Below are 14,177 nucleotides of genomic sequence, written 5' to 3'. Positions count from 1 at the left end.
CTTTAAACTTCTGTTATATTCTTTCCAGTTGCAAACTTTTTGTAGCTTTGACATACACACTTGTGGTTAAGTTTTTTGTCGATTTACTACTTTTCTTAGTTCGCAGCTACTTTTTTTTATATCTACGCAACAAGGTCTTGCAGGAATGACGGTTTTGGTATCTATGTAACAATGCCACGCGGGAATGACAATGGTTTTAGTAGCTATTCACCTCAGTCCGTATTTAACTCATTATATAGGTAATTAATCCAATTATCCGGAGGACCTTGGTGTTGTTCAAGTATTTTGTTATAAATATCCATTTCCGCTTGTCTGCTTGATAAAATACGGACAATTCCTATTAAAGCGGCAATACTTAATTCAGAAGCTATCGATTCATTATCCTTATTAATTAAGAACATTCTTGCAGAAAGTATTAGCTGTGATAATTTTCGTATTTCCGGCTCGCTTAAACCTAAAATTTGATCTAAATCTTCTATTTTAACGTCAGACGGTAGAATAATTTTAGTATTAATTAAATCAAGCCAAGGTTTTATAGTATATTTTGGATATGTCTTAAGATAAATAAAATTGAAATTACTGACGAAAATACCATTATTTTGAGATAAATTATTATAGATTAAATTTATATTATCATAATAAACTTCAGGTCTGTAAAGTTTATCAAAATTATCGGCAGCAAATATTTTAGGTTTTGTGCCAACTAGGCTTAAATGATAAGTAAAAGCATAAATTACTCCTGCACAAATAGCTTGATGTTTCTTTAAATTATTATTAAATTGTTCTAAAAATTTCTTCTCCGTTGGATAAAATTGTTTAGAAAACGGCTCATCAGAGAGTTGATATAAATTGAATCCTATAACTTTCCCTTCTTCAATGTTAAGAGGTGGTCCGTCAAATAATCCGAAATATAATTGTTCTTCGGTAAAAACTTTAAGTTTATCAAGTATTTGTATTCCCCCATTCTCTTTAAAATCTTCTAATTTTAAAATATCGGAAAAAATACGTTTTTCTTTTTCAATTGATAAAATTTTATTTTTTAATTTCTCTAGAAATGATATCTCTATTTCGCTAAGAGGTGCGATGTAATGACCGCTGATTAATTTTAAAAATTCTAAAATAAAAGCTTGTGATTTTTCTGTATCATCTACTAAAAATGGATTGATAATTTGTTTGTCCGGTTCTAGCCATTTGCCTTCTATTGACTCGATAAAAATTTTAGAATCATTATTATTAGAGATATAAATTATTGTTGGATCGTATTTAGTTGATTCTGATATTAGAAAGTTCAATAATACGGTTTTGCCGGTTTTGTTCGTACCAAAGATGCAAGTATTACCTTTATTCGTTTTATCATGAAAATTCATGAAATATGGAGTACCTTTCTCGGTTCGTAGTAAAGTTATAGCCTTGCCCCAAGGATTATATTGATTACCGAGTGTAGTATTATGAAGAGCGGTAAGAGAAGCAATATATTCTACGGATAATGGTGACATTCTGCGGATAAAGGCAAAGTTAGCAGGTAATTGTGACCAAAATATTTGCTCAATATTAAGATCTTCTTTTACATGAATAATACCAAGTTTAAAAAGTTCGGTTGATGCTTTAGCTACGGCTGCATCTAGTTTATTTTCATCTTCTTCTATAACGGCAATTGAAATTTGCTGATTACAAAATTGAAAATCTAAATTAGCTGCATCAAGCTTATTAATACCTTTATGATTAAGTAAAGTTGGGTCGTTAGTAATTTTTAGAATATGATCTTGACCACGCAATTTGGATATTACTTGTTTTTTGCTAACAAAGTAAAATATTTCAGTTATTATTAATTCAATCGGTAACTGTAAAAATTTATCCAGTGTATTAGAAGGAGTTTCTTGATATTCTTTTATAGATAGTAAAGAAACGAATTTGTTATTTTTCTCATGATCCGTAACTACCATTTTATCGCCGCTAATTGTATAAATACTTCTACCTAGTGCATCGGATAAATCTATTATAGGTACCAAACAATCATTATTATTAAGGTTAGCTATTCGATTATATAAAAATAAAGGATTAGAAAAAACATTATCATTTTCAAATATGATGCCGAGCTTCTCAGTACCGAATTCGTTTAAATCGTTTAAAATATTATTAGTGATATTTTCTAGTTTTTGAAAAGCTGAATCTAAATAGTTATTTTCAAAATCAGTAATTAATTTATTAGATAAAGAATTTATTAAAGAGTTAAAATTTTTGATGTCAACTTTAGCAGAATCATGTACTATAGATATATATAAAGTATTAACGAATTTATCATTCCAGTGGTTTTTTCTTTGCCATAGTGCATGAATATTTGCCGGTAATAATTTTTTGTAAGGAGTGGAATCATCTAAATTTTGTTTTTCTCGTATTGTATGTAGCCAAAAAGCAAAATCATAATCGGTTATATTCTTTTTTATAGAAGTTCTAACCATTTCGCGTAAATTTTGTATGTTATCGCTTATTTTCTCTGAGTTAATGCCGTGTATTTTTATAATTTGTAGTAATTTACCGTCTTTGGTAAGTAAAGTATTTTCATTATAATGACATGCTATAGGTATAAAATTAGGAGCATTATAATTATATATATCTTTGTCAAATTTTCGTAAATCACTAAACACAAATAACCTGAATTTAAATTATCGTTTTGTATATTAATGGATATTGTTGCATCGATTCCGAGTCGTCATTGCGAAGAGCGAAGCGACGTGGCAATCTTGTCAAGCATCCTGAGATTGTTTCGTCAATTACTTACGTAATTTCCTCGCAATGACGGTTTGGGTATCACTACATAGCCAATTTTTCAAATTAAACGAGTATATCACAAAACTTTACCTTATTATTTATATTTAATAAACAATTATTCACTATATGTAGCGATTTTTTGTAACCCTCCCATGTAATTTATCAAGACATCAGGTATAGTTATTGATCCATCTTCATTTTGATAATTTTCAAGTATTGCAACCATAGTTCTTCCGATAGGTAATCCTGAAGCATTTAAAGTATGGACTAAGGTAGTTTCGTTACTGCCGAATTCTTTATATCTTGCTTTCATTCTACGTGCTTGAAAATCTCCACAATTAGAACAGCTAGCAATTTCGCGATATTGCTTTTGTCCCGGAAGCCATACTTCTATATCATAGGTTTTTTTTGCCGCAAATCCCATATCTCCGGTGCAAAGTAACATAACACGATAAGGAAGATTCAGTTTTTGTAAAATAGTCTCTGAAGCATTAGTTATATATTCATGCTCATTTTTTGATTCTTCAGGGGTAGTAATAGATACTAGCTCAACTTTACCGAATTGATGTAATCTAATCATACCTCTTGTATCTCTACCGCTACTACCTGCTTCTGATCTAAAGCACGGGGTGTAAGCAACATAACGCATCGGTAATTTTTCTCTTGGTATAATAGTATCGGCGACTATATTTACTAAGGATACTTCTGCGGTTGGAATTAGTCTATAACCATTTGTTGTTGCAAAAGACTCTTCGGCAAATTTAGGTAGTTGTCCTGCATTATACATAGCATTATCTCGAACTAATACCGGAGGTGATATCTCAAAGAAGTCAAACTCTTTAGTATGAACATCAATCATAAAGTTAATTAAAGCACGTTCTAGCTTTGCTAAATCACCTTTTAACGTTACAAATCTAGCTCCGGAAATTTTAGCAGTTTGTTCAAAATCCATTAAATTTAATTTTGTACCTAATTCACAATGCTGTTTATTCAAAGCATTTGGATTTGTCTCTCCGTAAGTACGAACTAATTTATTCATACTTTCATCCATTCCGTAAGGTACTTCTTCGTCCGGAATATTAGGAAGCATATTTAATAGTTCATTTAATTCGTTATTATTATTTAGATCCTGTTCAAGTTCTTCCAACTTCTCATTTATATGTTTGACATCTCTTTGTAGCTCTTCAAACTCTTCGCCTCTTTTAGAGGCCATATTACCTAAAATCTTTGATTTTACCTTGCGTGCATGCTGAAATTCTTGAATTAAACCCGTAATTTTTCTTTTCTCTCCGTCGAGCATAGCAATTTTACTAGACATAGGTTCAATAAATCTTTGGCTAAGCTTTTCATCGAATAATTCTTGATTTTCTCTAATCCATTTGATATTTAACATTTAGTGTCCTCGGTTTTTCTATAAAATTACATATCATTATTGAAGTTTCATATAATAAAAGTAGCGGTATTGCAAGAGTAAACTGGCTTAAAATGTCAGGAGGCGTTAATATTCCTGCAATAATAAAGTTAATTACCACGGCAATACGTCTTTTTTGCTTAAGCGTTTGTACCTTAACTATTTTTAGTATATTTAATATTATTATCACAACCGGTAGTTGAAAAGCAACTCCAAAAGCAATAATTAAATGAATAACTAAATTTAGATACTCGCTAATTCTTGCTTCCAAAACTATCGGTACTATCATATCACGCTTTTCAAAACTAAGAAAAAAATTCCAAGCTTTCGGCATTACAAAGTAAAAAACAAAAATACCACCGCACCAAAATAAAATAGGCGACATAAAAAGAATAAAAGCGATAATTTTTCTTTCATGGCGATGTAACCCTGGACTGATAAATAAATAACATTCCAAAGCAATTATAGGTATAATAATAGTAAAAGCAGTAAAAGCCGCAAGTTTAATATAAGTAAAAAATGCTTCTGTAAGCCCTGTATAAATTATATTTCGTACCGTATCACCGCTTAGCTTAGCAAGCGGTTTTAATAAAAAACTATAAATATTGTCGCTAAAATAATAGCAAATAGCAAATATAATTATAAAAGCAGTAAATATTCTAAGAAGTCTTATTTTTAATTCTAATAAATGTTCTTGAAAACTATATAATTTCATAAAAATTTTGACTCTTCATTTCGCAGAAGTATATATATCAATATTATAAACCTTTTTTAATAATTGTCATATCTTTTTAGAAATATTCACAAAGTCTAGTTTCTTTCTATATATTTTATAAAATATCGGTATAAATAACATGCTAAACAGAGTGTTACCTAAAAAGAATACAGACCAAGTAAGATATTTTGCACAAATACCGCCAAGGCTAGCTAGAATAATACGGCTAAGAGAGCTAAAAGATGCAATAATAGAATATTGCGTGGCAACAAATTCACTATTACAAAGACTAGCAAAATAGATAGAGATAATAGTTCCTGCAAAGCCTGCACAAAAATTTTGTACTGTAACTGTTATTATAAATATCCTTATATCATAGCCGATGGTCGCAAGAATCATAAACATAAGAGGCGACAATAATTGAATAACTCCACCAATTAAGACGCTATGAAATATACCCATTTTTGTAGCTAAAACACCGCCTAAAGCTCCTCCGACTATCATGATTAGTAACCCGTAAGCTTTGTAAATAACGGCAATTTCATGAGTAGTAAAACTTAAATCTAGAAATAAAGGCGAACTCATAGCCATAGGTATAGAATCCGCAGCTTTGTACAAGAATACAAATAACATAATTAGCAGTAAATATTGCTGTTCATTTTTTAAAGATATAATACTTTTTTTAATAACTTCAAAATATTGTTGTAATCCTATTAAATTAGTAGTCGTATGACGTTTTTCTTTAGGTTTCGGTTCTTTGATACATAAGATTACTATAGGACCAACTACAGTAATAAATAAAGCAAATTTATATACTGTATCCCAGCCGAAAATAATTGATGAATATAAAGTACCGACGCTGCCAAGTAACATACCTAAACGAAACCCTATGCTACTAAAGGTAAAAGCCATTGATAGCTCTTCTTTAGATGTAGGTCTCTCAATTCTATATGCGTCAAGTACAATATCTTGCGTAGAACTGCAGAATGAAATAATAAATAAGATAATTGCAGTAATATATAAGTTATTACAAGGGTTTACGTTTAAGAACCCCATCATCGCTAGGATTAAAAATATTTGTGATACCAATGCCCAGCCACGCCTGTGACCGAATTTAGAACATAAAAAAGGTATAGAGTATTTATCTATAAAAGGTGACCATATGACCTTTAAGCAATACGGAAAAGCAGCTAGTGATATCGAGCCTATTATATCAGTAGTGTATTTTGCTTCGGATAATTGGTATGGAACCGTGAAAAAAATTAAATTGAACGTAAGACCGGAAATTAAGCCTAAAAGTAAAATACCGATTAAATATAATTTTTTGTACACGGAATATAACTATTTATAGTTCATTTTTAGGGAGTAAGGTGCTACTCTGGAAAATATTTTACCGACTACCGGTATTTTAGTTACAATAGTGCTGATTAAGAAAAAGGAAGGAATAACATTTCCTTTAACCGTAATTAATTGCTGTTTGGTATCAATATTACCTTTCATAGTAAAATCAAAGAACGGTCCGTGTGCTTCCGTATCGAAAATTGTAATTACATTTCCTCTATAATTAAATTTACCGGTCATATCTTCAAATAAAATATTTTTATTATTAGTTATTGAACTAAGAAAACCCGGCAACGAAACAAAGGAAACAAGCCGTGTTAAAAAAGGAGTATCGACTACCGTAAAATGTTTTATAGAAAATTTGCCGTCTAATATCGGCACTATTTCCCCTTTTTTTACTTCATATCTTCTTGTATTTAAGTTGATGTTAATCTGACCGTTTTGCATAGTGGAATACATTCCAAGTCCCTTAAGCAATGCTCCGGCATTATCGGATTCAATTAGCCATTGTTCAAAAGTGTCTTTAGCGGTAAGCGACATCTTAACTTTTTTATTATCAATATTAGCATTTAGAAAACCGGAGAAACACCGCACTTTATCACATTTAATTGCTAAATCAAGATTACCTAGAATTATATTATTCTTTAAAATTATTTTTGATATATTAGTTTTTAAATTAATATTACGCGTAGAATCTCCCTCTTTTTCTAAAAACTGCATCATATTAGCATTTGATAAATCTAATCCGCTTCCATAAAGTTCCGTATTAAGATTATGATTATCTATGATTATTTTTCCTTTTAAATCCGTATGATTATGTTTAACAGAGGCTAGATTAATATTATAGTTATCTTTTCTAATTAAAACATTACCGTTGATTTTTAAATTATCCTGTCCTGAAAGATTGAATTCAATATTTCTATCAGAATTTTTATTATTTAATTTTGTATATAAAGATAGATTGGCTTTTTTATATAATTTTTTATGAATAGATACTTTATCTATATAGAATTCTAAATTATCAAGATTAGAATTAACGGTAATAAAACTCTCATTATTATGCTGTTTTTTATACTCAAAATTTAAAACGGTGCTGCCTGAAATTAATTTAAATACACCGAATCTTTGATTATTTGCCGTAATATTACTTTTTATTTTAAGTAAACACTCATTATTTTTATCTGATATATCATGATCATAAGTAAAGCTGCTTGCATAATTATTAATTTTACCCTTACCGTTAATATTTAGTTTGTTGTCTTTAAAGCTACCCTTGGCTTCACCGTTTTGTAATAGGATATTATTGTCTAAGGTGTTAAAAGAGATATTTGTTAATGTCGACAAAACATTATAGCTATTAGGGATATTTGGGCTAATAGGAATTATTAGCTCTATTATTGAATTTGCCGCTCCTTTGATTTTTTTAAGATCAATATTTTGAGCTTTAATATTTTGATAGACATCATTTGGAACAAAGGCAATTAAGTCGTTAATTTCGCCTTTAGCAGTAGCATTAAAAACAAATTGTGATTTATCCGGTCCTTCCCATTTGAAAGTCATAATACCGTCTGAAACAACACTTTTACCGCTATATGCTTCATTAATTAGAAATTTTATTTCTGGTCCTGAAATGATTATATTAGTATCAACTTTAGTCAAAGGCGGTAAATCTGTATGATATTTATATTCAAAATTCGAGATATGTAAATTTGCTTTTAAATTATCTTCTACTAAAATATTTTTTTTTAAAAATTTTTTATCTAATTTAATATTTAATTCTCCGTTTTGGATGTAGCCTTGTTTTATATGTTCTCGTAAATATGAGATTATAGGGTTATCCGGAATAATTTTTTCGACTGTTTGATAAATTATTAAAGGCATATTTGCGGCAGCTGCACTCGCATCGATATTTTTATCAGTTATTATACCGTTTAGTGATAAAAAAGCTTTATCCCCAAAGGTAAGTTTGCAATTAACGGTCTTTGGATGATCTTTAGAATAGGCGGTTTTATATGAGCATAAAGCATTTCCTAGAGGTAAGTCTGTTCCTTGCTCATCGGCTAAGATATCACTTTTTATTGAAGTTAGTCGTATGTCGGTTAGGGAATCTTTTTTAATTATATTTAACGAATAATCACCGGTTGTTGAAGTATTTATAATCTCTTCATCGTTATTTGAGATTACGGAAATTTTATCGATATTAAAATTAGCCTCTATTAACGAATTAGAGAAGAAATTTTTGAAATTAAAGAAAAGATTAAAATCGTTAATTTCTCCTCTAGCATTATCTATAAGACTTAAGGAAATTTTATCTATGGATAATCTGTTTTCTTTAAATTCTAAATTATGTAGTACAGCCTTTATATCATTTTTACTTAAATAAAATTCAATTATTTTTTTCAAAGGTTCATTTAAGTGTCCTTTATTTGCACTATAAACAGTTAGAGTTATAGCCAAAGATAATGAAATTAGAATTATAAAAATACTAATAAAGGTTTTTTTAATAAAATTCATTTGAGCTTGTAAATTTATTGAAATATGATAAAAAGCTTTATATACTCGCTGAATTTGAAAAATTGGCTACGTCGCCTTTGTAAGACCTCGGATGCTCACGTATTATTATACGCTCCGCTCCTCGGTTTACAGTCTCCTTGCTCTTTTCCAAATTGAGCTTCGTATCCCAACTCTTCATGTACTCGAGGTATGCTTGTCACGCTAGTTGAATATAACGTATAATCTAAAAATTTAATATAAAAATCACAAAAAATTATGAATATTACATTTATCGGTAGCGGATATGTGGGATTAGTCTCAGGTATTATTATGGGCTATTTAGGTCATAATGTTACTTGTCTTGATAATGATGAGGTTAAAATATCCAAATTAAATAAGCAAATATTACCGATTTATGAAGCTAAACTTGATGAGTATCTTAAGCAAGCTTTAGAAGCTAATAGGTTAAAATTTACAAATATTTATAATAATGAACTTCAAAATGCCGAGGCAATATTTATTACGGTCGGTACGCCTTCAAAAGAGTCGGGAGAAGCAGATTTAAAATATGTCTATGATGCTATTGATAAAGTTTCCAAGCATATAAATAAAGATTGTTTAATAGTCATAAAATCTACTGTTCCGCCTGATAGTTGCAGTAATATTATAGCTTATTTAAAATCAAAAGACTTTTCATTTAATGTTGCTTCTAATCCTGAGTTTTTAAGAGAGGGCAGTGCGGTAGAAGATTTTTTATATCCTGATCGTATAGTTATCGGCGTAAATAATAAAGAATCAGAGGAAATATTGCGAAAAATTTATGCACCTTTAATAGAACAAGGTGCAAAGTTCGTGGTTACCGATTTAGTGACGAGCGAGCTTATTAAATATGCTTCTAATAGCTTTTTAGCTACCAAAATTGCTTTTATTAATGAGATGGCTGATTTATGTGAAAAAATCGGCGGTAATATTAAAGATTTATCTAAAGGTGTAGGACTTGATCAAAGAATCGGTCAAAACTTTTTAAATGCAGGACCGGGTTTTGGTGGTTCATGTTTTCCAAAAGATATTCTAGCATTAAATAATCTTGTAGAAAATCATCATATCGATTGTAAGATTCTTAAGGCAGTAATTAAAAGTAATAAGCAGCGTCCAAGTAATATGGTAGATAAAATAGCTACTTTGTTAGACGGAGATTTAAAAAGTAAAAATATAGCAATTTTAGGCTTAACATACAAAGCGGGAACAGATGATGTTAGGGCAAGTCCTGCCATCGAAATTGTAAAGATCTTATTAAATAAAGATGTATATGTTAAAGCATTTGATCCTATCGGTCTTGAAAATGCTAAAAAGAATTTAGAACATAAAAATTTGCTATATTTAGATTCGGTAGCTGAAGCCTGTAAATCAGTAGATATTATAGTTATTGCAACTGAATGGTTAGAATTCAAAGAACTTAATTGGCAAGGAATTTATGCTTTAGTAAAATCCCCGATAATCATTGACCTTAGAAATATACTAGATAATGAAGCAATGAAAAAAATCGGTTTTAGATATTATGCAGTCGGAAGTAAGATTTAGTCTAAACAACGTCATTGCGAGGAAAAACTGTAAGTTTTGACGAAGCAATCTCAGGAGTTTGTTATTATTTCATGAGATTGCCACGCTCTCCACGTTCGCTCGCAATGACGATTTATACACTTATAAAATTAATAAAAAATGAAACCTGAATTTATTCATTTAAGAACTCAAAGCTCTTATTCTTTTTTAGAAAGTGCATTAACGATCGAGAAAGTAGTAGAGCTTGCTTCATCGAATAAAATGCCTGCTATTTGTTTGGCAGATAAGGGAAATTTATTCGGCTCGTTAGAATTTGCATTATACGCAGTAAAAAAAGGACTGCAGCCGATACACGGAGTTATTCTAAATATAAAATACGATATAAATATTTTTGCTCAAATTTTGCTTATAGCTAAAGATGAAATCGGCTATAAAAATTTACTCAAACTATCAAGCCTTACTTTTACTAAAAATGATCGTAAGCTATGCGATCACATTGATTTTGAAGATTTAATTGAATATCAAGAGGGGTTAATAGGATTATGCTGTTATACCGACGGTATTGTCGGAAAATGCTTGCTAGCTCGGAGCGAAGAGCAAGCGATGCTATTTGCACGTAAATTACAGGACATTTTAGGAGATCGTTTTTATTTTGAGATTATGAGACACGATCTACCGGAAGAACAGTTTATTGAAGATAGTTATATTAGAATTGCTGCCGAGCTTGCTATTCCGCTTGTTGCTACTAATAAAGTTTTGTTTAGCGAAAAAACCATGCATGATGCACATGATGTATTATTATGTATATCAGCCGGTGTTACTAAAGAATATCCTGATCGTAAAACAGTTAGTGAAAATTGTTATTTTAGATCACCGCATGAGATGATAGAGCTTTTTTCTGATCTACCTAGTGCTATCGAAAACACCGTTAATTTAAGAGAGCGTTGTTATTTTGCAGCACATGCAAACCCGCCGATGCTGCCTAATTTTGCCACCAAAGATATTAGTGAAACGGATTTAATTAGAAAAGATGCAAAAGAAGGGTTGCTTGCAAGGCTTGCTACAAAGTTTAAATCTGAAAATATTCCACTGCAGAATCAAGAAGACTTGAAAACCGAATATTTTGCTCGTCTTAATTATGAGCTGGATATTATCTGTAATATGAATTTTGCCGGTTATTTTTTAATTGTATCCGATTTTATTAAATGGAGTAAAAAAGAGGGTATTTTAGTTGGACCGGGTAGAGGTTCGGGAGCAGGCTCGGTTGTTGCTTGGAGCTTGCTTATTACTGATCTCGATCCGATTAAATTCGGCTTATTATTTGAAAGATTTTTAAATCCTGAACGTATTTCAATGCCTGATTTTGATATTGATTTTTGTCAAGAAAGGCGTGAAGAAGTAATCAATTACGTACGCTCTAAATACGGTAATAATAGAGTAGGACAGATTATAACTTTCGGTAAAATGCAGGCAAAGGCCGTAATTAAGGATGTTGCTCGCGTACTTAGCTTACCTTATAAATTCGCTGATTATCTAACGGAGCTTGTACCTTTTAGTGCGGTCAATCCCGTTAGCCTAGAACAGGCGATGCGTGAAGTTCCGGAGCTTGCAAATGCCGCTAAAGGTAATGGGTTGTATAATTTAGAGGGTGAAGCGGAATTAATTAAGTTAGTGCTTGATACTTCGTTAATTCTTGAGGGGTTACATAGGCATTCCTCAACTCATGCCGCAGGAATCGTAATAGCAGGTACTGATTTAGTCGATATAGTACCGGTATATAAAGATGCTAATTCCGATATGTTGGTAGTTGGTTATTCTATGAAATATTCCGAAATTGCCGGTTTAATTAAATTTGATTTTTTAGGACTCCAAACCCTGACGGTTATTACCGATTGTAAGAAACTACTTAAAGAACAAGGAATAGAAGTAGATTTTAACAATATGACCTTTGATGATAATAAGACTTATCAAATGTTGTGTAAAGGTAAAGGAGTCGGCGTTTTTCAATTTGAAAGTATCGGGATGAAAGATGCACTTAGACGCCTTAAACCTGACTCTATACACGATTTGATAGCTCTTGGGGCTTTATATCGTCCGGGTCCTATGGAAAATATTCCTACCTATATAGCTTGTAAGCATAAATTACAGCAGCCTGATTATTTACATGAGCTATTAAAGCCAATCTTAGAAGAAACTTACGGAGTGGTGATATATCAGGAGCAGGTACAAAGAATTGCTCAGATTCTCGCAGGTTATACGCTAGGAGCTGCTGATTTGCTTCGTAGAGCGATGGGTAAGAAGATAAAGAAAGAAATGGAGGAGCAGGAAGAAATCTTCGTTAAAGGAGCAATTGCTAATAATATTTCGGAATCTCAAGCTAAATCCATTTTTGCAACCGTGGCTAAATTTGCAGGTTACGGTTTTAATAAGGCGCATGCTGCAGCTTACGGCGTTATTTCATACCAAACCGCATATCTTAAAGCTAATTACCCGGCAGAGTTTTTAGTAGCATGCTTAAATCTTGAATTAAATAATCATGATAAAATTAATTTATTTTTACAAGAAGCAAAAGATAGCGGTATAAAAATTACTGCACCTAATATTAATATCTCTGAAGGGTATTTTACAACTTGTCATTCAGAAGACTCTTTATGTCATCCCCAAGGTTCTCTATGTCATGCCCGCGAAAGCGGGAATCCAGAAAAAATTAGTAGCACAATAATCTTCGCCTTAGGGGCTATTAAGGGAGTTACGCCGAATTTCGGTAAGTTAGTAACAGACGAACGGCTAGCTAGAGGAGCGTTTAAATCAATTACCGATTTTATTGAACGATTACCACCAAAATCTATTAATAGTAAATTACTAGAAAATTTAATTAAATCAGGCTGTTTTGATGAGCTGCATGATAATCGATTGCAATTATTTTCAAGTATTTCAAAATTGCTTGCTTATTCGGCTTCATACCATGCAGAACAGGAATCGAATCAATTTAGCTTAATTGAAGTTTCTAGTTTAAGCCCTAATATATTAATAGCAAGTGATTATGCCGATAACAATACTTTAGCTTTTTATGAGTTTGAATCTATGGGTTTATTTATCTCTAATCATCCTCTTACGCAATATCAAGAAATATTTAACCGTTTAAATATTTTAAGTACTGCAGATTTACATAATAACTTACCTGACGGTGCTAACCGAATAAATCTTGCCGGTGTAATACAAAAAAAGGATTCTCGTATGTCGGCAAGAGGTAGGTTCGTGACGCTTGTGCTTTCTGACCCCGAGAATATCTTTGAACTTAGTATTTTTAGTGAGGAAGTTTTAAAAGATTATGTACATTTACTCGATGTTAAAAGTTTGGTAGTCGTTAATTGTGATATAGTTAAAGATGAAGGAGGAATAAAACTAACGGCAAAAAGCTTTTCATCAATTGAGGATGCAATTAATAATAAACAATTTGAGTTACAGCTTTACCCACAAAATCATGAAGAATTACGGCAGATAGTAACCTTGCTTGCAGCTCGCACTAATAACGGGGACCAGAGTAATTCTAAAGCTACAATCTATTTACAAAGCGAAGATGTAAAGAATTTTGTAGCAAAAATTACATTACCTGAAAAGTTTTTTCTTCAAGGGCAAGATTTTGAGATTTTAAAAGGATATAGTAAATAGTGAGGTTGTCGCTCGGCTTTCTATGTTATTCCTGCGAGGCATTGTTGTGTGGCTCTTGAAAAACGCTCGGTTGTCATACCGTGGCTTGACCACAGTATCCAGTAAAAATGCTGATTTACAGAATTTTTTTAATCTTTTTCTGGATTGCCACGTCGCTTCGCTCCTCGCAATGACGACTGGGAGTCCACGCAAGCAAGCCTTTCTCGCAAGGCGTTG

Annotated in this window: 7 protein-coding genes and 1 pseudogene; 3 read left to right on the top strand and 5 right to left on the bottom strand. The window is 31.4% G+C overall.

The genetic code is table 11. The annotated features are described in order from the left end of the window. Positions 1-212: 212 nt before the first annotated feature. Positions 213-2,645, bottom strand: a complete 2,433-nt coding sequence (locus KYQ89_RS04140; RefSeq protein ID WP_218460534.1) for a VirB4 family type IV secretion/conjugal transfer ATPase — start codon at positions 2,643-2,645, stop codon at positions 213-215. 36 nt (positions 2,646-2,681) lie between these two features. On the opposite strand from KYQ89_RS04140, the pseudogene KYQ89_RS07815 reads away from it, so the two are divergent. Continuing rightward, a pseudogene (locus tag KYQ89_RS07815) lies at positions 2,682-2,814 on the top strand (polysaccharide polymerase); the annotation flags it as partial. Positions 2,815-2,884: 70 nt separating this feature from the next. On the opposite strand, the gene serS reads toward KYQ89_RS07815, so the two are convergent. The 4 genes from serS to KYQ89_RS04120 form a co-directional block, all read right to left on the bottom strand. Then, a complete protein-coding gene (gene serS / locus KYQ89_RS04135) occupies positions 2,885-4,162 on the bottom strand; it encodes a serine--tRNA ligase (protein WP_218460533.1) in 1,278 nt (425 codons plus the stop codon). Continuing rightward, on the bottom strand, positions 4,140-4,895 hold the full coding sequence (gene tatC, locus KYQ89_RS04130; RefSeq protein WP_218460532.1) for a twin-arginine translocase subunit TatC: 756 nt from the start codon (positions 4,893-4,895) through the stop codon (positions 4,140-4,142). The genes serS and tatC overlap by 23 nt, the downstream gene beginning before the upstream one ends. A gap of 66 nt (positions 4,896-4,961) precedes the next feature. Next, positions 4,962-6,227 (bottom strand): MFS transporter, encoded by a 1,266-nt coding sequence (locus tag KYQ89_RS04125; RefSeq protein ID WP_218460531.1) that lies wholly within the window; start codon positions 6,225-6,227, stop codon positions 4,962-4,964. A 9-nt stretch (positions 6,228-6,236) separates the two neighbouring features. Then, complete coding sequence (locus KYQ89_RS04120; RefSeq protein WP_218460530.1) at positions 6,237-8,750, bottom strand: DUF3971 domain-containing protein; 2,514 nt, start codon at positions 8,748-8,750, stop codon at positions 6,237-6,239. Between the two features lie 255 nt (positions 8,751-9,005). On the opposite strand from KYQ89_RS04120, the gene KYQ89_RS04110 reads away from it, so the two are divergent. Together KYQ89_RS04110 and dnaE are read left to right on the top strand one after the other, a co-directional pair. Then, positions 9,006-10,310 (top strand): UDP-glucose dehydrogenase family protein, encoded by a 1,305-nt coding sequence (locus KYQ89_RS04110; RefSeq protein WP_218460528.1) that lies wholly within the window; start codon positions 9,006-9,008, stop codon positions 10,308-10,310. 138 nt (positions 10,311-10,448) lie between these two features. Next, positions 10,449-13,961, top strand: coding sequence for a DNA polymerase III subunit alpha (dnaE, locus tag KYQ89_RS04105; protein WP_218460527.1), 3,513 nt, complete (start codon positions 10,449-10,451; stop codon positions 13,959-13,961). The last annotated feature ends 216 nt before the right edge of the window (positions 13,962-14,177 follow it).

It is taken from the genome of Rickettsia sp. TH2014 (genome assembly GCF_019249195.1).
GTDB classification, from domain to species: domain Bacteria; phylum Pseudomonadota; class Alphaproteobacteria; order Rickettsiales; family Rickettsiaceae; genus Rickettsia; species Rickettsia felis.
Note: the sequence above shows the minus strand (reverse complement) of the source record. Positions and strands in the feature narration are given on the sequence as shown.

Bases quoted from the DNA above. Each gene is read 5' to 3' on its own strand.
- serS (WP_218460533.1), bottom strand. From the start codon at position 4,162: ATGTTAAATATCAAATGGATTAGAGAAAATCAAGAATTATTCGATGAA.
- tatC (WP_218460532.1), bottom strand. From the start codon at position 4,895: ATGAAATTATATAGTTTTCAAGAACATTTATTAGAATTAAAAATAAGA.
- KYQ89_RS04120 (WP_218460530.1), bottom strand. From the start codon at position 8,750: ATGAATTTTATTAAAAAAACCTTTATTAGTATTTTTATAATTCTAATT.
- KYQ89_RS04110 (WP_218460528.1), top strand. From the start codon at position 9,006: ATGAATATTACATTTATCGGTAGCGGATATGTGGGATTAGTCTCAGGT.
- dnaE (WP_218460527.1), top strand. From the start codon at position 10,449: ATGAAACCTGAATTTATTCATTTAAGAACTCAAAGCTCTTATTCTTTT.